Origin of the sequence: Porphyromonas endodontalis ATCC 35406 (assembly GCF_000174815.1) — a bacterium.
Classification (GTDB): domain Bacteria; phylum Bacteroidota; class Bacteroidia; order Bacteroidales; family Porphyromonadaceae; genus Porphyromonas; species Porphyromonas endodontalis.
On sequence record NZ_ACNN01000014.1, the window covers coordinates 1 to 20,143 of the forward strand.

A 20,143-nucleotide genomic window follows, 5' to 3' on the forward strand; every position below is an offset into this window, starting at 1 on the left:
CTTATCGAAGACGAGGCTGGTCGCACAATAGCTCCAAATTGTACCTTAGTGGAATTGAAATTTCGTAGTCGACTTGTCCGGGGATGATGATCTTCTTCTCTCCAAATTGTACCTTAGTGGAATTGAAATTGATCAAAAAAGATTTACTTCGTTGCTCTCTTCTACTCCAAATTGTACCCTAGTATAGTTTGAAATATGGGGGGGAGTCAAATGGGCGTTCTCTCTTGATGTCACGCTAACAAATTGCTCTCAGAGGGAGGGGGAATTGGATTGTCCTGTGGATGACATAACCATTCATGGGGCAATTTTTTGTTGAGTCGAGGGGAGAGGGCAAGAGTGGTTGAGTTGAAGATATATAATAGACAGTTCTTTTTATTGCGGCATTTCGAATAAAAATCTTACATTTGTGCCGAATAGGGTTAATGACATGGAGATATAAATTATTCCATTTCTTGAAGACCTTGATTATAATGAAGAGTATAAATGAATCAAAATGCCAGAGATGAAAAGGAATTTGTTGCTTATTGTGGGAGTCTTCTCCTTCGTTTCTCTCCTTCTTGCGGGATGTGACAATGGGACTAAACCTCCCTCTCCTCAGAAGATTTCGGAGATAAAATTTGAGAAAGAAACTGTCAATCTTTCCGTTGGCGAGAGTCTACTTCTTAGGCTCATTGCTACGCCTAAAGAGGCTACTCTTGATGGGAAAAGTATCGTTTGGACCTCTAGTGATCCAAATGTTGTCTCTGTAAAAGAGGGAACCATTACGGGAGTAGCAGAGGGAAAAGCATTCATAACGGCTAAGCTAGAGGGACTAGAAGCCAAGTGCACGGTTGAGGTGAAAGCCAAAGGGCTAGAGGTTGATTTTGAGATCGTGGCTTTGGAAAAAACATCTGCTACCATCAAGATTGTCCCCAAAGATCTTACTATGCGTTACTACTATTATGCCATGACTCGGGAGAAGTACAAGACAGAAAGCTCTCGTACTGAGGCCGGTATTTATGGTTTCGAAAAGAGCTGGTTTATGTTTTTGAGTGAGGCAAATCCCGGGAAGACTTGGCAAGAATTATTCTTAGAAGACTGCACGAAGGGAGCTGCTACACTGAAGTTGCCTAAGCCGGGCTGCCTCTTGACGTTGGACCCCGACTCTACCTACGTGGTATATGCTTACGCTCTAAATGAGAAGGCAGAGCAAGTGGGAGAAGTAAAAACCATGGAGTTTACGACAAAGTCGTCGGAGAAAAAGAACGTAACATTTGACGTTCGGATCGAGAATATTTACCTGGATGGAGTGGATGCTCTCATCAAACCCTCGACCAACGACAAGTACAGTGTAACGGTCCAGAAGAAGAAATTTGTGGACTTTTACAGGGAGAAAAATATGGAGTATAAGATGGCTAAGATGATAATAGAGGCTGATCTTTCGAATGAATTTACTCCCTATCTCGTTCAAGGAGAGTTTAAACTAACTCGGGAATATCGCAGGGCTACTATGAAAGATACGGATTATTACATTGTGGTCTTTGCCTACGACGAGGAGAATGGTGTAGGATCCGATCTTACCTACGTACCCTTCCATACAAGAACAGAATAGCTAGAAAGACGGAAAGCACTGTTATAAAAAGCCCCATCGTTTCCTATAAAGGGACGGTGGGGCTTCGTTATTTTATCTCGTCTCGGGAGTAAGAAAAAGAATCTTACGGGAGGGAGAGGGTAGACTAATTGAGAGCTCTATTTCTTAGAAAGAATAGAGAGAGCTAATAGACTCGTGGCTGCAAACGCGTTTGATAGACTCTGCAATGAGGTTGGCAACCGATATAATCTTTACTTTGGGAGAGCCCTTGATGTAAGGGATAGAGTCTGTAAAAATCATTTCGGAAAGCCCGGATTCATTTACTCGCTCGGTAGCAGGGTCGCTCATTACGGCATGGCTTGCCATCGCGCGCACGCTCTTAGCTCCGTTCTTGAGCATCAAGTCCGCACTCTTAGTAATGGTGCCGGCTGTATCTACAATATCGTCTACGAGTAGTACATCTTTGCCTTCTACATCCCCAATGATACGCATTTCGGCAACTTCGTTGGCGCGCAAACGAGTTTTGTGGCAAATAACCATGGGTACCCCCAAGTGGCGAGCGTAGCTGCTGGCACGCTTAGTTCCCCCAACGTCGGGAGTAGCGACTACGAGGTTGTCTAGAGGCATCGTCTTTTCGATATAGTCCATAAAGACAGACGAAGCATAGAGGTGATCTACGGGTACATCGAAGAATCCTTGTATCTGATCGGCATGGAGGTCCATCGTGATAAGGCGCGTAATCCCCGCCGTGCTTAGGAGGTCTGCAATAAGTTTTGCACCAATAGATACACGAGGTTTGTCTTTACGATCCTGACGAGCCCAGCCAAAGTAAGGTACTACAGCTGTGATGTAGTGGGCGGATGCTCGCTTAGCAGCATCAATCATAAGGAGCAGCTCCATGAGGTTATCTGCCGAGGGGAAGGTCGATTGAACGAGGAAGACATCTCTACCTCGGATGCTTTCTTCGTACGAAACGGCGAACTCGCCATCGGCAAAATGTTGCGTTGTCATTCGCCCCATAGAGCACCCCAAACTTTTACAAATTTGCTCAGTGAGGTATTGGGATTTAGACCCCGAAAAGACCAAATAGGGATTTTCTGAAACCATTACAATAGTAGTTAGTAGATTATTCGTTGCACCTTGGTTCGTAACAGCTACCGTCTTAGGCTCATCTTTTGCCCTCGGCAAAATAGCTCTGTTATTTGCTTCTGCAAAAGTACCCCTTTTTACCTAATGGAGCACCCCATTTAGGGGGCTTTTTTCCTAGCTCAAGCTGTTTATGATTTTTGGGGAGGATATTCTTGTGGAATCGCAAGGCGAATCGCTTTTCGGAAATCAGGTAGTAATGCTTTCCCTTTCTGCTCTATTTTTCTTTTTTTCTCACCCTAAAATGGGTTGGCATTTTGCCTTAAAAATAAAAGAATCTAGGGCAGTAGTGTGAGAGGTTTTTGCCTGGTGTTTTTCGCGTTCTATAGGGTGGGTATGAGGGGAGGGGCTTTGAGGTGTTTGAAAAGGGTTGCTTACATAGTTTAGGATTAGGTAAGAGTGAGGTTTCGTCAGATTGTCGTAAATTTACGAGCCGTACTCTTTTGGGGGCAGCTTGCTCCCTCTTTTTGGGGAGAGATATTGCCGTGAGAGTAGGGTATAAGGTAGCCGGAGCGATCGATGTGAGAGCCTTTGATTGGTGCGCCTTTTGATAGAATAAAATAGAACAATATAATGACGAACAAATGGATTTGGAAGCCTCTAACAGACGAAGAGATTTCTACCAGCAACGAACTCATTGCGGAGCTAAAGTTAGCTCCCGTAGTGGGGCGGCTGCTGGTTAAGCGTGGTATTAGAACTGCCGACGAAGCGCGTCATTTCTTCTCTCCCAAGCTCGAAGACCTCCACGATCCCTTCTTGATGAAGGATATGGATAAAGCCGTGGAGCGCATCAATAAGGCGTTGGGTAAGAAGGAGAATATCCTAGTATATGGCGATTACGACGTAGATGGCACTACGGCGGTTTCCTTGGTGTATAAATTTTTGCGCCAATCGGGCTGTAGCGATCATCAGTTGCATTACTATATCCCGGATCGCAACGACGATGGTTACGGGGTCTCGAAGCAGGGGATCGACCGCGCCCACGAGTTGGGGGTTAAGCTTATTATTGTACTCGATTGTGGCATCAAGGCGATTGAGGAGATCGCTTATGCTAAGTCTTTAGGGATTGATTTTATCGTATGCGACCACCATACGCCGGATGGGGTGTTGCCCGATGCTGTGGCGGTACTCGACCCCAAGCGGGCGGATAATACCTACCCTTTTGAGGAGCTTTCGGGGTGTGGTATTGGCTTCAAACTTATGCAAGCCTTTGCTATTAACAACAACATTCGCATGCGTCGTCTCTATTCATTGCTTGATTTGGTAGCCGTGAGCATTGCGAGCGATGTGGTCTCCACATTGGGAGAAAACCGCATATTGGCGTATTTTGGCTTGCAGCAACTCAATCGTAATCCGTCGCCGGGCTTGAGGGGTATTATCAATATCTGCAACTTGGCAAATGAGGAGATTGATATGAGTAGTATCGTCTTTAAGATTGGCCCCATGATCAATGCTTCGGGGCGTATGATGGACGGCAAAAAAACGGTCGATCTGCTTATCAGTCGGGATATAGAGGAGGCAGAAGAGAAGTGCCTTGAGATTGTACAGTACAACGAGCAGCGGCGTGAGCTTGATAAGCAAATTACCCGAGAGGCCGTGCGCTTTGTGGAGGAGTTTAAGCCCCATAAGAAGTACAAAATCATAGTGATTCACAAGCCACAATGGCACAAAGGGGTGATTGGCATTGTAGCCTCTCGCCTGGCTGAGCAGTATGCTCGTCCTGTGGTGGTTTTGAGCGGAGAAGGGGACAAAGTCTCTGGTTCTGCGCGTAGCTATGGAGGCTTTGATATGTACCATGCCATAGAGCATTGCCGTGATCTCCTGACCAACTTTGGGGGGCACCCCTATGCTGCCGGGCTCACTTTGAGCGAGGATAAGGTGGAGGAATTTACCGAGCGCATCCAGCACTATGCCGAGGAGAACGTGTACGCCAAGCAGTTTAATCCGGAAATCGAAATTGATGCCGTGCTGAGCCTTGTGGAAATAACGAAGAGTTTGCACAAAAACTTGCAGAAAATGGGTCCCTTTGGTCCCGATAATCCCAAGCCTATCTTTATGACACGTTTCCTCTTCGATACCGGTACAAGTAAGGCTGTGGGCAAGAATGGAGAGCATATCAAGCTGGAGATGACGGACTCTCCACAGATGTTCCAAGTCAAAAGCGGTATTGCTTACGGGCTTTCTTCGCATATATCCTACATCAAGAGTTACCGACCCTTTTCTATCTGTTATACGGTGGAGGAAAACGATTATTATGGCACTTCATCGATACAAATACTGGTCAAGGATATCAAGCATGAGGACAATTTCTCTGCATAGAGTCTCTTAACGTTTTACCTAGCTACGCTGTGAGTACATCTTCCGAAGGGGCAAGAGTGGAGGGTGCGCCAGCCTTTGACGACGAGGAGGAATGGCGCTCCTATTGCGATAAGTATGGCTACGAGCTAGACTCTGTTGCCGGTTTTGCTGATGAGCCGGAGACCTCTTCTTTTTCCCAAGGGGAGGGTGAGGAAATACTCGTATCGCAAGAGCTGGACGACGAGGAGGTCGGGAATAGGAAAACTCGCTTTGAGACTCCCGAGGAGGTTTTGCAGTACTATTGGGGGTATTCTGAGTTCCGACCCAAGCAGCGTGAGATTATTGATTCGATACTCGCAGGGCGTGATACCCTAGGTTTGCTCCCAACGGGGGGCGGTAAGAGCATTACATTTCAAGTCCCAGGGCTTATGATGCGAGGGGTTACACTGGTTGTAACTCCTCTCATTGCTCTTATGCGCGATCAGGTAGAGCACCTCAAAGAGCGTAACATCCCTGCCGTGGCTATCCACTCCGGTATGGCGAGTTTTGAGATCCAGCGCACGCTCGATAACGCAGTCTTGGGGGCTTACAAGTTTTTGTATCTCTCCCCCGAGCGTATCGCTTCGCCCCTATTTCGCGCCATTTTGCCGCAGCTCAGGGTGAGTATGATTGTGGTAGACGAGTGCCACTGTATTAGCCAATGGGGGTACGACTTCCGTCCCTCCTATATGCGAGTTACCGAGTTGCGTTCTTTGCTCCCGAAGGCTCCTGTATTGGCTCTTACAGCTACGGCTACCAGGGTAGTTGCGGAGGATGTGATGCGTGTTCTGCACTTCCCCGAATCCAATATTATCCAACGAAGTTTCTCTCGTCCCAACGTTGCCTATGTTGTACGGCACACAAGTGACAAGGCGGCAACGATGCTACGCATTCTCTTCGGAGTACCCGGTACCTCCATTGTCTACTGTCGTAATCGCAAACGTACCGTAGAATTAGCCGAGTATCTGAGGGAGCAGGGAATATCGGCAGACGCTTTCCATGCCGGACTTACCCATGCTGAGCGCAACGAGCGACAGCGGCGTTGGATGGCCGGTGAGGTGCGTGTGATGGTGGCAACCAATGCTTTTGGTATGGGTATTGACAAGCCCGATGTGCGTTCGGTAATCCATTGGATGCTCCCTTCGTCGCCCGAAGAGTACTTCCAAGAAGCGGGGAGAGCCGGGAGAGATGGTAAGAAGTCGTATGCCGTGGCACTCGTGGATAAGCGAGATCCCATGCTTATTCGTAGGCGTGTTAATGAGGAATTTCCTTCTCGCGAGTTTCTTTCGGATGTGTACGACCAGCTTACGAGCTATTTAGGAGTGGGTATGGGCGAAGGATTTTTGCGTACGTTCTTAGTCGATATTGAGAGATTTATCAAACTTAATAAGCTGTCTCCCATCTATACGATGAGCGCCATTCGTCTGCTTGATATCGCGGGAGTTTGGGAGTATCGAGACAAAGAAGACCAGCACTCACGCCTTTTGTTTACCATTGATCGCGAGGCTCTGTACAATAACGCAACCCTATCGCCGGCAAGTGATACCCTAATCCAATTTTTGCTTCGTCGCTATACGGGTATTTTTACCGAGTACGTTTTTATAGAAGAAGATACCATTGCAAGAGCTCTTAATTGCTCTGTGGAGGAGGTCTATTTAATGCTTGTCGACCTCTCGCGGAGCAACGTTGTACACTATGTGCCGCGCTCGTCTCTTCCCAAACTTTTCCTTTTAACCCGACGCGAAGAAGGCCGGCATCTGCTCATCTCCCAAGAGGTGTACGAGGTGCGCCGAGAGCGATTGGCAGAGCGTATTGAGGCCATAATTGCCTATGCGGGTGCGTCTGATACTTGCCGTAGTCAGCTGCTTCTCCGCTACTTTGGGGAGGAGGAGAGTGAGCCTTGTGGTATGTGTGATGTCTGTCTTTCGCATCGGAATAAATGCTCCTCTCCCTCTATGCCTCTCTCCCAAGCCGTGGCTTTACTGCAAGAAGAGGCAGAGGCTCTCGTACCCAAAGGCAAGGCGTTGCCGCTTGTTTCTTGGCGAGAGCAGAGTAGGGTGCCTTCGAGTCTTTTTTTTGAGGCCTTGCAGCAACTTTTGGCAAAGGGGCGAGTAATACTTGACGGAGATAGCTGCCGTATCCCCTAGTATTGGCAGTATTATAGTCTTTTCACGTGACAAAGTGATAGAATTTGCCCCAAGAGATATATCTTTGTGGGATGGATGGTTGGATGGACACTAACAACCCTCTTTGCTACAACAAAGCTACAGTAACGAAATATCGAATTAAAAAATAAGTATAGAACCTATGAGAAAATTTATCCTCTCTACGCTGGCGGCAGTGATCTCTCAGTTGGTGCTTCTGGCGGGGCCGGTTACTCCCGAGCAAGCACAGAAGATAGCAGAGAGCTATCTTAATGGGTCAGATCTCCGCAGTTCAACCCCTGTGGCATTGACTTATACGCACCGGGGTAGTAACGAGTTGCGCTCTGGCAATTCATCTCAACTACTCTCTTCACCAGCCTATTACTATGTATTCAATCGTGGTACTGATGAGGGCTTTGTGATTGTTTCTGCAGATGATCGTACCGCTGCCGTGCTAGGGTACTCGGAGACGGGTCACTTCGATTTGGCACAAGCTCCGGCACAAGTTCGTTACTGGATGTCTCAGTATGATGCTGAGTATCAGTATCTCTATACCCATCCCGAGGCTAATTATATTCAGCCTCGCCAGTCTCGTCTAGCATCGGTTCTGCGCCAAGAGGGTGATATTGCTCCCCTTCTCAAGGGTATTCGTTGGGATCAAGGCCATCCCTACAATAGTATGTGTCCCTCAGATATGGGAGGGCGTGCAGTAACAGGGTGTGTTGCTACAGCTATGGCTCAAATACTTCGTAGCTATCAGTGGCCTGTGCGTTCCGTTCCCGGGGACTACAGCTACAGGGATAAAGGTGTTACTCGCTCCATAACTTTTGGTCAGAAAGATTATGACTGGAGTCACATGCCGGAAAACTTCGACAATGACCGCAAGCCGACCAAAGAGGAGGCTGATGCGATTGGACTTCTGCTCAAAGAAGTTGGCTACGCTGTAGATATGAATTACTCTTCATCGGCCAGTGGTGCTTGGGAGTCTGACGCTTTGGTAGCTCTTAAGACGCGTTTCCATTTTAAGAAACAGGCTCGTCTTCACTTCCGCTCTGCACACACGGTAGAGTCTTGGACTAAGATTATTCTCGAAGAACTTAAGGCTCAGCGTCCTGTCTTCTACTGCGGTGCAGGAGAAGAGGGTGGGCACGCTTATGTGTGTGATGGCTACAAAGCTAGTGACAATACCTTCCACTTCAACTGGGGTTGGAGCGGTATGGCAAATGGGTACTATCGCCTAAATGCCCTTGAGCCTGCCGAGCTGGGTATTGGTGCCGGTATGGGTGCTTACAACATGGGACAAAGCGTTATTGTAGACCTTATCCCAGACCGCGACAATAACCCCGGAGAAGAGCCTCGCCCCTCTGCCCCCAACCTTTATACACGTGGGTATATATTCAGTAATGGGGAAACTCTTAGTGCCGATGTAATTGTATCGCAGTACTCTTATAAAAAGATGGATATCAAATCTATAGCAACCATCTACAAAAAGGGTACTACAGATGTTATTGACTCTAAGGAGAAGACTGTCTCTTTGCTGATGCTATCATCTAAAAGGGTTGATTACCTTTTTGGCATAAGTCAAGAAAAGTATCCCGATGGAGACTATGAAATACATTATACCTGGGGCGACGATGCTTTCCCCGAACAAGAGGCTTTTGCACCTACCAACGATGAGCCTCAGATCATTTATTTCTCGGTCAAAGACGGTAAGATTGTAGACAATTCTATTGCCTATGATAATACGCTATTGCCTATGCAGGCAAAACTTGTTGCCGGTCAAGCATTTTATGCTTTTGGCCCTTCTAAGATTAAGGTAGAGGTTACCAACCCCAACAAAAAGGAGTACTATGGCCCCATAGAGCTGTATCTAACCTCTGCTAATAAGGGTGAGCAATGGTATCCTAGAGAAGAAAAAGTGCGTACTACATTCGTATCAATTCCTGCAGGTCAGACGCTAGAGGTTGAGCTTGATCCTATTATCAATCTCTACGAGGGTACCCAGGTTTATCCCTATGTTCGGTTTGCTAATCTAAAGGAAACCCTCGAACAGGAGATGGTAGGTTACTTCAAGGCTCGTCTATCGGGGAGCAATGCCCTCCGTCTATCAGAGACACCTGTTACTATCGTTCGCCCCGATTCTTATAAAGAGGTTACCCTTGTTGCGTATAATACTCAGGGCTCTGCTTTCTGGTACGATATTGATCCCGAAGCACAAACCACACCTGCATTTGAGATCGAAAATCGTGGAGAAAAACCTCTTCTTGACCGCTCATCCAATAGTATTGTATTGGGCTCTTTACTCGTAGCAGTCGTTGGTGGAAGGGCGCAACTCGTTGGTATTTCTTCGAACTTTGTTGAGTCTGGTATTGGTGCTAAGGCGCGCGTCTCTTATGCTCCTAAGTTTGAAAACACAGCTTATGTGAGGAGAGCCACCGGACGCAGTGGTACTGTCGTTCTTGGTGCTTTCCGAGTGAATGAACAGGGACAGATCTCCGCATCTTCTCATACTATCTACAACAAAATAAACTATGGAGTATCTTTCTATAGTAAGAACCCCAATCAAGAGATTGATGTGACAATGGACGATGCTATGATAGCACCCAATCCGGCGGATGCTTCTACTACCATCTGTAGTGAACAGGGCATCCAATACATTGCTGTATTTAGCACGGATGGTACTCAGGTGGCCACAATCAACCTCCATGGCGAGAAGAGCTATACGCTTGATACTTCTACTCTGAGCGCAGGTAGCTATATCATAGGGGTTACTAAGGGAGATAACACCCTTACTACCTCCGTACTGGTGGTTCGCCACTAATCCATAGGGCAAAAGAGAAATCCTTTTAGCCCACTACTTTTTCGCTAGGCACTCTCTCTTTTACGAGATGGTGCCTAGCTTTCTTTTTACTTTAGGGGAGATTATTTCGTGATGTTGTGTGGAAATAAAAAATTGTTACCTTTGCCTTGAATTTTTTCGGAACAAATAATTAGAAACAGGAATGAAAACTTTCTTTAGAAATTTTGCCCTCCTTGTTGTGGGGCTTATCACCTTGGTAAGTTGTGCAAGCACCACCATTATCAATAGCGTACCACAGGGTGCTGCTGTGTATATTAATCAGTCGCGAGTGGGTACAACGCCTTACACTTACAGCGATACAAAGATTCTAGGAAGCGTAACGCCTATTACTCTTAAACTTGATGGCTACGAAGACTTCCATGTAATGCTTACTCGTAACGAAAGGGTTGATGCCGGAGCAATTGTTGGAGGACTCTTTTTTTTGGATTCCTTTCCTCTGGACTATGCAGTACAATCCTTCGCATACGTACGAATTGGTGCCCGTCAAATAGTGTGAGTACTATTATACTTTGTTAAGAGCATTCTTGCTCTTTTCCCCACAAGGGTTGGTGAAGTCTCGAGGCTTTTCCAACCCTTTTTCTATCCTGGGGGAGCTACCTATCTTAGGAGGGTGGGGTGGGGTCGTCTGCCCTTTCGCTCTAGAGAAAGAGCGGAGTGAGGGGAGGAGGAGGTCGCCCCAAACGTTCTATTTACTATCTTTGTGGTATTATATCCTATCGTAGCCGGTATAGAAAGATGAACGAAAATGCCCCTGCTCTTCCCATTGAAGAGCCTAAAGAAGAAAAACGCTCCCTTAATTTTGTGGAGCAAATTGTGGAGCAAAACCTTGCCGAAGAGCTTAATGAGGGTCGCGTGCAGACGCGCTTCCCACCCGAACCCAACGGCTATCTGCACATTGGGCATGCAAAAGCTATTTGCATAGACTTTGGTATTGCTCAGCGTTACGGAGGAGTATGCAATCTGCGCTTCGATGATACAAATCCCATTAAGGAGGATGTGGAGTATGTAGACTCTATCAAAGAGGATATCCATTGGCTCGGCTTTGAGTATGGCAATATATACTATGCCTCCGATTATTTTGAGCAGCTCTACGCTTTTGCCGAGCGGCTGATTATGGAAGGGCACGCCTACGTAGATGAGCAGAGTGCCGAGGAGATTGCCAAACAAAAGGGAACTCCTACAGAGCCCGGGGTGGCAAGTCCCTACCGAGATCGCCCTAGAGAGGAAAGTCTCGACCTCTTCCATCGCATGAATGCAGGCGAGTTTCCCGAAGGGGCAATGACCCTTCGGGCCAAGATTGATATGGCATCAAGCAATATGCACTTCCGCGATCCGATTATTTATCGGATCATAAAACATCCGCACCATCGCACGGGGAATACATGGAACGTTTACCCCATGTACGACTTTGCCCATGGGCAGAGCGACTACTTCGAGGGGGTAACGCACTCTATCTGTACACTCGAGTTTGTACCCCACCGTCCTCTATACGATTATTTTATAGACCTATTAAAGCCACAGGATAGCGACTATCGTCCACGGCAGTATGAGTTCAATCGACTCAATCTAACCCATACGATGATGAGTAAGCGCAAGCTCCTTGCCCTCGTAAAAGAGGGGCTCGTTGCAGGGTGGGACGACCCTCGTATGCCTACGATATGTGGCTACCGTCGCCGTGGTTATACTCCTCAAGCGATTCGCAATTTTGTCGATAGCATCGGGTATACCAAGTACGATGGTATGATCGATGTTGCCCTCCTCGAGCACGCTGTACGCGAAGATCTTAACCGCATTTCTACGCGAGTATCGGGGGTACTCGACCCAATCAAACTCGTCATTACCAATTACCCCGAAGGTCAAACGGAGGACTTTGAGGCCATCAACAACCCCGAAGATCCTACGGCGGGCAGCCATGTTATCACCTTCTCTCGTGAGCTGTGGATTGAGCGAGACGACTTTATGGAGGAGGCTCCTAAGAAGTATTTCCGCCTTACTCCCGGAGGAGAAGTGCGTCTGAAGAACGCCTATATCGTGCGTTGTACGGGCTGCAAAAAAGATGCTGATGGCAACATTCTCGAGGTATATGCCGAGTATGATCCTGAGACACGTAGCGGTCTCCCCGGTAGCAATCGCAAGGTAAAGGGTACGATTCATTGGCTCTCTATTGCGCATTCTATGGATGCTGAGGTGCGTCTCTACGACCATCTTTTCTTAGACGAAGATCCCTCAAGTGTGGAAGGGAAAGAGCTGGCAGAGCTACTCAACCCCGAGAGTTTGAAGGTACTATCTCATGCCAAAGTGGAGACCTTTTTGCACGATGCCGCTGTGGGTGCTCACTACCAATTCCAGCGCATTGGCTACTTTGTAGTCGATAAGGATACGGCAAAAGAGGGGCGTCTTATCCTCAATCGTACGACCTCTCTCAAGGATACTTGGGGTAAGATTGCTACTAAAAAATAGTACCTCCCAGGGATGCAAGACCTTTCTTTTATCGCTTGGTGCCTAGAGCATCTCAACTACGGAACGATCTTCCTCTTGATGACCATCGAGAGCAGTTTCATCCCGTTCCCTAGTGAGGTGGTGGTGCCTCCTGCCGGGTATCTAGCCCGAGCTGGCGAACTTTCTTCGTGGGGCGTTGTGCTGGCCTCGTCCTTGGGAGCTATAGCCGGTGCTCTTATCAATTACCTCTTAGCCCTCTGGTTGGGGCGGCCTCTTGTCTATCGCTTTGTGAATAGTCGCTTGGGGCATGCTCTTTTGCTGAGTGAGGCTAAGCTCATCAAAGCCGAGCAGTACTTTGATAAAAGAGGGGCTATCTCTACGTTTATAGGGCGTCTCTTGCCGGGGATTCGCCAGCTTATCTCTATCCCGGCAGGGTTGGCAAAAATGCCTCTTGCCACATTCCTTTTTTATACCTTGCTTGGTGCCGGGCTTTGGAATACTATACTTTTCCTTATGGGATACTTCCTTCCCTCCATGGTGCCGGGCATAGATACCAAGGAACAGCTCGTAGAACAGGTTACCAAGTATAGCCACGAGATAGGCTTTACCCTGCTCTCGCTCGTCGCTTTAGTACTAGCGATTTTAATTCTAAAACACTATCTAAAGCGCAGAAAAGTCCCCAACAACTAAATCTTTCTTTGCTATGACCCTCCAACAGCTAGAGTATTTGGTTGCCCTCGACAAGCATCGTCAGTTTGCCAAAGCTGCGGCTGCCTGTAATGTAACGCAACCCACGTTGAGTACCATGATACAACGCCTCGAAGAGGAGTTGGGGGTACAACTTTTTGATCGGCAGAGACAACCCGTGGAGCCTACAGCTATTGGCGAAAAGGTGATAGAGCAGGCGCGGCGTACTTTGGGCGCATCAGCCCTTATTGAGGAGCTTATCGCCGAAAGCCGCGATACGCTATCGGGAGATTTTACGCTAGCTGTTTTGCCTACAATAGCGCCCTATCTTATCCCCTTGGTTTTGCCCAAATGGAAAGCGAGATTCAAGGATCTTAAACTCGAAATTGTGGAGCTTAAGACGAGTCAATGCCTTGCGGCCTTGCAAGAGCGCAGTATAGATATGGCCATCATAGCAAGTGCTCCCGAGGTAGAGGGGATGCAATACCGTCTCTTGTTTTACGAGGAGTTTTTGGGCTATGTCTCTCGCAACGAAAAGATCTATTGCTCGTCGGTAGTACGCAGTAGTGAGGTGGATGCCTCTCGTCTCTGGCTACTCGATGAGGGGCATTGCTTCCGCGATCAGTTGGTGCGTTACTGCCAACTATCGGCAAGTGCCAAGCGAGCTATTCGCTATTCGGAGGGGAATCTCCTCTCCTTTATGCACCTCGTAGAAGGGGGGCAGGGGATGACTTTTATTCCCAAGTTGGCAGAGCGTTATTTGGGTACAGACCAACGCTCACTGGTACGCCCCTTTGCGATTCCTCGTCCCGTGCGTGCCATTCATTTGGCATTCAGAAGCGATTTTGTTCGCACCTCGTTGCTGGATGCTTTCGCAAGCACTATATGCTCTTCTGTACCGCAAGATATGTTGCAGATGGCTCCCAACCAGGCGTTGGCGAAGTAGTACCTATCTGTACGTAGCATAATACACACCCATGAAGTCTTTTCTTTGGCAGAAGTTCTCTCGGCATATCCCTTATTTGCCCCCCTATGTAGCTTTGGGGGTGATGGGTTTTTTGTGTTTTGCTCCGATGATTGGGATTGTTTGGGCGGACGAAGAGGTGCGGTCAAGTGGCTATAGTCTTGCCATTATACTTGTCCTTTCTGCTCTTTTGGTGGGAATGTTGGCATCTGTCGGAGGACGGAAATATGCCCCGTGGCTGGGGGCGGTGTGCCAATTATTTTTCCCGGCGGAGCTTGCCTCTCTCATTCTTGCCGGCTCTCCCGTTTCGTTTGGTTTGATACAAGCCACCTTCCAGACCAATGCCGGAGAGGCAAGCGAATTGGGGGGGATGTATCTTTTGATAGGAGCCATTGTGCTCGCCGTTTGGGCGATTTATCTATGGGCATGGCTCTCTTGGCGTAGGGGGAATAAGCCGATTTCCAAATGGGTTCGGGTGGGAATTGCAGGGGCTTTTGTACTCTATTCTGTTGGACTTTTTGCCAGAGGGATTCCCTTTTCCTCCTCCGACGAACCGGCTTTGGAGCGAATCGACTCTGCCGCTTCTTCTACGTTTGCAAAGTACGTCAAGGTCTTTCCCTACGATATATTCTACAGCACAGCTTCCTATTTGCGCGTGCGGAGGCAGGAGCTTTTCTATTCTTCTCGCATTGGGGAGGGGAACTTGGAGGTCACAACTACGCCTGCCTATGGCACGGATCGTCCTATTGTGATATTCGTAATAGGGGAGACCGGCAACGCTTCGCACTGGCAACTAATGGGCTACGAGCGAGAAACGAATCCTCTTCTTTCGAAGAGAACGCGGATCATTCTCTTTGAAGATGTGGCATCGGGAGCCGACCTAACCGCTCTCTCTATACCTATGCTGATTAGCCGCTCTACCCCCGAAGACTTTATGCGCTGGCAGCACGAGGGCTCTCTTATGCACCTATTTCGCAAGGCCGGTTTCTCCACGGCTTGGATCGGTAACCAGGCATCCGACTTCTCGGTGGTGCAGGCAGGGCTGGAGCAAACGGACTATCATTACTATTCGGGTAAGGAGGTTAATAGCCTCTCTTCTTATGATGAGATATTGCTCCCGCGCCTTGAGAGTTATCTGCGCTCCATTGTTCGGGATAATAGAGCCGCCTTTGCTGTTGTGCATACCTTGGGTAGTCACTTCCGCTATGATGCACGTTGTCCGGAGGAGTTCGACATCTACCAGCCGACGACTCGTGGGTTACGTTCGGTAGAGGCTCTCAATAGTATGTACCATGAGGAGCGTATCAATAGCTATGATAATACCATTCGCTATACGGACTATGTTTTGGACGAAATGATAACCAAAATAGACTCCCTGTCTCGTCCTGCCGTACTCGTGTACATCCCCGACCATGGCGAAGGGTTGGGAGAGATCGATCCACAGCACAAGTTACATGGTTCCGAGTTCCCATTAAAGGATGAGCTAGAAGTTCCGCTTTTCGTCTCCTACAATGAGGCTTACGCTAAGCGCAACGGACAACTCCTTGCGACCCTTGCAAAGAATCGCCAAATGCCGATAAGTGTAACAGAAGTACCGGCTCTGCTGGTGCGTTTGTCGGGGGTAGTGTCGCCACAATTCCCTGTTTCGGTAGGGGATAGCACCTTCCGGCCTCAGCCTCGTTACTATTTAAGCCCTAGCTTGCAGGTGCGCTCGGCAGACGAAGTGCTTAGGCGGTAAAAGAGAAAAGCCCCCGCATCTTTCTCCCCTTCTAGATACGATTGCGGTCCCTCTCTCCCTCGTGGATGAGAGCCTTGCCATGCATCCTAAATTATAACGAAGGCCCTCCTCCGATAGATTCGGGAGGAGGGCTTTTTCGTTTGCTGCCTGGTTTCGGATTTTTTCCTGGCTGATTTGTAAAACTTTTTCAGCTGATTTTGAACTCCCTTTCCGGCTGATTTCTTTTTTTATTTCAGGCAAGCACTTCCCGACTTTCTGGCGTGTTGTATTGCTCAACAAACTCATTTCTCTTGCTGTTGCGCCTGATTCTGGCCGTTGCACAATTTGTCTTGTGGATAATTGTTCTTACCTTTACTTCCCAAGTTAATGTTGAAGTTTATGGGTATTATTGCAACACTTATTATTGGAGCCATCGCGGGATGGTTAGGCGGAACTATCTACAAAGGCAGTGGATTAGGACTTATCGGGAATATCATTGTTGGTCTTCTCGGAAGTGGCGTGGGGTACTGGCTTTTAGGATCCGTATTTAATATCTCTCTTGGTGAAGGATGGATTGCTTCCATCTTGACAGGGGCTATCGGGGCTATTGTGATCTTGTTCTTAATAAACTTGATAGTTAAGAAGAGAAAATAGGGAAAGGCCGTATTCGCTTCTGCTATATTTGTATCCTTAGAAGAGAAAAGCCTTGAAACACAGAATGTTTCTGGCCGTCATAGCTTGCATATCCCGATTTTAGTATACTCATACGGAACAAGAGAGGGCTCTTGATAGATGCAGGAATCGGATTGTAGTTCCGATAGGTGGCATTTATCAGGGGCCTTTTTTCTTATTCCTTTTAGCCCTTTAATGTGTCCCTCCAGCGGCTAGAGAAGTTGGAGGTGCTGGGGTTGAGGGAGCTACCTCTTCGTGCAGCGGAAGGTCGCAACGGAGCAGGGTGCCTTGACTTCTACCTCGGAGCCATAGAGTGCGGTGAGTCGCTCGTGAAACTCCGTAGGGGTGAAGTAGGGCGGCATAAAGAAGCCCTTCTTTTCTAGGATATTGCGTGCGAACCAATCTGCCACGGGGCGCATCCCTTTTACATATAGGCATCCAAAGAAAATCCCTCCGGGCTTTAGTACGCGATACATTTCGCTAAGGGCACGCTCCTTATCGGGGAAGACATGGATCCCATTCATGGATAGTACGGCATCGAAGGAGGCATCCTCAAAGGGGAGGGCACCTACATCGCCTTGTACTAACTCTAGATTGTGGGGTATTTTTCCGTTGTAGCGAGCACGCGTAATCTCCAGCATCTGGGGGGAGTAGTCAAGTCCAACGATATGGGCTTGCTTGAGCAAACTATATTTTTGATGGGTGAATACGGCAGTGCCTATGGGTACGTCAAGGAGTTTCCCCGAGAAGTCGTCGGGGAGTGTAGCGAGTACTTCGCGTGCTATTTGATTGTCGTCTGTGTGCCAAATACCATGCATATAGAGCCACGACCACCAGCGTCGCCCCGTAAGGACATCGTCGTATCGATTCATCAGCTTGGCATAGGCGTTCTTTTGATTGCTCATGGATTTTCTTCCATTTATTTCTACCGCAATAGTACTTGATTTCCCACAATGCTGCAATACCCACATCGCGTTATAGGAGGCTGTTTTATATTCTTTCTTTTTATGTAGCGATAGATTTTGTCTATACGAGGAGGGGGTAGTTAGAAGTACCTTTGTTACAAATATAGGACCCATTCGATGAAGATAATTAAGCGAAATAAGCAAGTCGAATCTTTCTCTGTGGAGAAGATTAAGAATGCTCTACGTAGAGCATTCCGAGCTACCGAAACACGTGTTACCCCAGCTGAGCTTAATGCTCTGTGCGAAAGCATCCTTACGGAGATTGGCTCTCCCGAAGCTGTTGAGGTAGAAATGGTGCAAGACATTGTAGAAACACGCTTGATGGCTAGTGGCTACTATAAGGTGGCTAAGGCTTATATCCTCTATCGAACGAAGCACAGCGAAGCGCGTGAGGTGATCAATCGCTTCCGCCACTATATTGCCGATGAGGAGGTGATCTCCCTACTCAAAGAGCTGCAAGAGCAGTACACGGGGGCGGCTTATGCTTTGGACCTCCTCTATGCCAAGTTTTATGCCTTCTACAAAGAGGGGGCAGAGCCGTTGCAGATGCTCACCAAGGCTGCTGTGGAGTTGATTACCCCCGAGGCTCCCAAATGGGAGTTTATAGCGGCACGGTTCCTAGGGTTAGAGCTGCGTAAGGGCTTAGAAAAAGTGGAAGAGAAGTACCATCTATCGGGCTTTTATGCAAAAATAAAGTTCCTCACAGAAGAGGGGCTTTATGGGCGTTATATCCTAGAGCATTACACCAAAGAGGAGATTGACGAGCTCGCCAAAGTAATAGACAATAGCCGTAGCAACCTCTTAACCTATAGTAGTTTACATCTTATTGCCAAGCGATACCTAATTCACTCTAGCGACCATATTATACTAGAGAGTCCCCAAGAGATGTTTATGGGTATTGCCATGCACCTTGCCATGCCCGAGCGGCATAGAGTGCAATGGGCAACCAAGATTTACGATATTCTCTCCCAACTGAAGGTGACTATGGCAACGCCCACGATGAGCAATGCCCGTAAGCCCCTTAGTCAGCTCTCAAGTTGTTTTATTGATGTGATGCCGGATAATCTTATCGGTATCTACCGCACGATAGACAACTTTGCCCAAGTCTCTAAGTACGGAGGTGGCATGGGTATTTACCTGGGTAAAGTGCGTGCCGTAGGGAGCGATATACGTGGCTTTAAGGGTGTGGCAGGCGGAGTGCTCAAGTGGGTGAAGCTCGCCAATGATACCGCCATTGCAGTGGATCAGTTGGGCGTGCGCCAAGGCTCTGTTGCCCTCTACCTTGATATATGGCATCGAGATATGCCCGAGTTCCTCCAGATTCGTACCAATAATGGGGATGACCGCATGAAGGCACATGATGTATTCCCCGGTGTTTGTATTCCGGATCTCTTTTGGCAGCAGCTGGAAGAAGACCCCAATAGCACGTGGTACATGCTCTGCCCTCACGAGGTGCTTTCGGTTAAGGGGTATGCTCTCGAAGACTATTGGGGCGATGAGTGGACGCGCCGCTACAGGGAGTGCTTGCAAGACAGCCGATTGGCCAAACGCCCCATTGCCATCAAAGATATGCTGCGCCTTATCATCAAGAGTGCAGTAGAGACGGGTACTCCCTTCATATTCAACAGGGATACAGTGAACCGCATGAATCCCAACGGCCATTGCGGTATCGTCTATTGCTCCAATCTCTGTAGCGAGATTGCCCAATCGCAGAGCGAGATCCGCCTCAAGCAGCAAACCGTAGTGCTGGAGGAGGGCGAAGAGGTGGTTATAGAGAAGACCATTGCCGGCGATTTCGTAGTCTGCAATTTGGCGTCTCTCGTATTGGGGAATATTGATACGGAGAGTGCAACCGAGTTGCGAGACACGGTGCATACCATCGTGCGCGCGCTTGACAACGTGATCGATCTCAACTTCTACCCCATCCCCTATGCCGAGATTACCAATCTAAAGATGCGCCCTATCGGGTTGGGTAGTAGCGGCTATCACCATCTACTTGCTAAGCGCGGTATTGCTTGGGAGAGCCAAGAGCACCTCAGCTTTATGGATAAGCTATACGAGCAAATCAACTACTATGCGATAGAGGCTTCATCTCTCCTCGCTGCCGAGAAGGGGCAATATGCTCGCTTTGCGGGGAGTGATTGGCAAACGGGGCAATACTTTGCAAAGCGCAACTACACGAGCGAACGATGGCAAAAACTTGCCGCACAGGTGGCCGAGTTGGGTATGCGCAACGCCTACCTCATGGCTATTGCTCCCACAAGTTCGACCTCTATCATTGCCGGTACAACGGCTGGTATCGACCCCATTATGAACCGCTTCTTCCTCGAAGAAAAGAAGGGTTCGATTGTGCCTCGTGTGGCTCCGGATCTCTCCGACGAGACCTTCTGGCTCTACAAAACAGCACATCAGATCGATCAGAAATGGGTGGTGGATGCAGCCGGTATTCGTCAGCGCCACCTCGATCAGTCCCAGAGCGTCAATCTCTACATAACTCAAGATATTACCTTTGGGGGCATCCGCGATCTCTACCTCCGTGCGTGGCACGAGGGAGTAAAGACCCTCTACTATATCCGCAGTCTCGCTCTAGAAGTGGAGGCGTGCGAAACCTGTTCGGCTTAACAAATCCTTTCCTCTTACAT

At 48.2% G+C, this 20,143-nt stretch carries 13 protein-coding genes; 11 read left to right on the top strand and 2 right to left on the bottom strand.

What is annotated here, in order from left to right; genetic code table 11:
* Window positions 1-502: 502 nt before the first annotated feature.
* The gene (locus POREN0001_RS03100) at window positions 503-1,591 is read left to right on the top strand and encodes an Ig-like domain-containing protein (RefSeq protein WP_004333051.1); all 1,089 of its coding nucleotides are present in this window, start codon (window positions 503-505) and stop codon (window positions 1,589-1,591) included.
* Window positions 1,592-1,735: 144 nt separating this feature from the next.
* Here POREN0001_RS03100 and POREN0001_RS03105 read toward each other — a convergent pair whose 3' ends face one another.
* Entirely contained in the window at window positions 1,736-2,677 is a 942-nt protein-coding gene (locus POREN0001_RS03105; protein ID WP_040580443.1) for a ribose-phosphate pyrophosphokinase, read from the bottom strand.
* A gap of 612 nt (window positions 2,678-3,289) precedes the next feature.
* On the opposite strand from POREN0001_RS03105, the gene recJ reads away from it, so the two are divergent.
* The 9 genes from recJ to POREN0001_RS03150 all read left to right on the top strand — a co-directional run bounded on the left by recJ (window position 3,290) and on the right by POREN0001_RS03150 (window position 16,518).
* Window positions 3,290-5,035 carry a single-stranded-DNA-specific exonuclease RecJ gene (gene recJ / locus POREN0001_RS03110; RefSeq protein WP_004333011.1) on the top strand — a complete coding sequence of 582 codons (1,746 nt, stop codon included), beginning with the start codon at window positions 3,290-3,292 and terminating at the stop codon, window positions 5,033-5,035.
* 29 nt (window positions 5,036-5,064) lie between these two features.
* Window positions 5,065-7,200, top strand: a complete 2,136-nt coding sequence (locus POREN0001_RS03115; protein ID WP_115321317.1) for a RecQ family ATP-dependent DNA helicase — start codon at window positions 5,065-5,067, stop codon at window positions 7,198-7,200.
* A gap of 160 nt (window positions 7,201-7,360) precedes the next feature.
* Complete coding sequence (locus POREN0001_RS03120; protein WP_004333119.1) at window positions 7,361-10,018, top strand: thiol protease/hemagglutinin PrtT; 2,658 nt, start codon at window positions 7,361-7,363, stop codon at window positions 10,016-10,018.
* A gap of 181 nt (window positions 10,019-10,199) precedes the next feature.
* On the top strand, window positions 10,200-10,553 hold the full coding sequence (locus POREN0001_RS03125; protein WP_004332990.1) for a PEGA domain-containing protein: 354 nt from the start codon (window positions 10,200-10,202) through the stop codon (window positions 10,551-10,553).
* Window positions 10,554-10,792: 239 nt separating this feature from the next.
* A complete protein-coding gene (locus POREN0001_RS03130) occupies window positions 10,793-12,517 on the top strand; it encodes a glutamine--tRNA ligase/YqeY domain fusion protein (protein WP_004333067.1) in 1,725 nt (574 codons plus the stop codon).
* A 12-nt stretch (window positions 12,518-12,529) separates the two neighbouring features.
* Window positions 12,530-13,186, top strand: coding sequence for a DedA family protein (locus tag POREN0001_RS03135; RefSeq protein WP_004333009.1), 657 nt, complete (start codon window positions 12,530-12,532; stop codon window positions 13,184-13,186).
* A 13-nt stretch (window positions 13,187-13,199) separates the two neighbouring features.
* On the top strand, window positions 13,200-14,129 hold the full coding sequence (locus POREN0001_RS03140; protein WP_004333039.1) for a hydrogen peroxide-inducible genes activator: 930 nt from the start codon (window positions 13,200-13,202) through the stop codon (window positions 14,127-14,129).
* Between the two features lie 31 nt (window positions 14,130-14,160).
* Window positions 14,161-15,885, top strand: a complete 1,725-nt coding sequence (locus POREN0001_RS03145) for a phosphoethanolamine transferase (RefSeq protein WP_004333021.1) — start codon at window positions 14,161-14,163, stop codon at window positions 15,883-15,885.
* Window positions 15,886-16,263: 378 nt separating this feature from the next.
* Window positions 16,264-16,518 carry a GlsB/YeaQ/YmgE family stress response membrane protein gene (locus tag POREN0001_RS03150; protein WP_040580449.1) on the top strand — a complete coding sequence of 85 codons (255 nt, stop codon included), beginning with the start codon at window positions 16,264-16,266 and terminating at the stop codon, window positions 16,516-16,518.
* 263 nt (window positions 16,519-16,781) lie between these two features.
* Here POREN0001_RS03150 and POREN0001_RS03155 read toward each other — a convergent pair whose 3' ends face one another.
* Window positions 16,782-17,441 (bottom strand): class I SAM-dependent methyltransferase, encoded by a 660-nt coding sequence (locus POREN0001_RS03155; RefSeq protein ID WP_040580452.1) that lies wholly within the window; start codon window positions 17,439-17,441, stop codon window positions 16,782-16,784.
* A 177-nt stretch (window positions 17,442-17,618) separates the two neighbouring features.
* On the opposite strand from POREN0001_RS03155, the gene POREN0001_RS03160 reads away from it, so the two are divergent.
* Window positions 17,619-20,123: a ribonucleoside-diphosphate reductase subunit alpha gene (locus POREN0001_RS03160; protein WP_004333019.1), complete on the top strand. Its 2,505-nt coding sequence runs from the start codon at window positions 17,619-17,621 to the stop codon at window positions 20,121-20,123.
* Window positions 20,124-20,143: the final 20 nt, after the last annotated feature.

Coding starts and splice junctions, on each gene's coding strand:
- POREN0001_RS03100 (WP_004333051.1), top strand. CDS start 503: ATGAAAAGGAATTTGTTGCTTATTGTGGGAGTCTTCTCCTTCGTTTCT.
- POREN0001_RS03105 (WP_040580443.1), bottom strand. CDS start 2,677: ATGGTTTCAGAAAATCCCTATTTGGTCTTTTCGGGGTCTAAATCCCAA.
- recJ (WP_004333011.1), top strand. CDS start 3,290: ATGACGAACAAATGGATTTGGAAGCCTCTAACAGACGAAGAGATTTCT.
- POREN0001_RS03120 (WP_004333119.1), top strand. CDS start 7,361: ATGAGAAAATTTATCCTCTCTACGCTGGCGGCAGTGATCTCTCAGTTG.
- POREN0001_RS03125 (WP_004332990.1), top strand. CDS start 10,200: ATGAAAACTTTCTTTAGAAATTTTGCCCTCCTTGTTGTGGGGCTTATC.
- POREN0001_RS03130 (WP_004333067.1), top strand. CDS start 10,793: ATGAACGAAAATGCCCCTGCTCTTCCCATTGAAGAGCCTAAAGAAGAA.
- POREN0001_RS03135 (WP_004333009.1), top strand. CDS start 12,530: ATGCAAGACCTTTCTTTTATCGCTTGGTGCCTAGAGCATCTCAACTAC.
- POREN0001_RS03140 (WP_004333039.1), top strand. CDS start 13,200: ATGACCCTCCAACAGCTAGAGTATTTGGTTGCCCTCGACAAGCATCGT.
- POREN0001_RS03145 (WP_004333021.1), top strand. CDS start 14,161: ATGAAGTCTTTTCTTTGGCAGAAGTTCTCTCGGCATATCCCTTATTTG.
- POREN0001_RS03150 (WP_040580449.1), top strand. CDS start 16,264: ATGGGTATTATTGCAACACTTATTATTGGAGCCATCGCGGGATGGTTA.
- POREN0001_RS03155 (WP_040580452.1), bottom strand. CDS start 17,441: ATGAGCAATCAAAAGAACGCCTATGCCAAGCTGATGAATCGATACGAC.
- POREN0001_RS03160 (WP_004333019.1), top strand. CDS start 17,619: ATGAAGATAATTAAGCGAAATAAGCAAGTCGAATCTTTCTCTGTGGAG.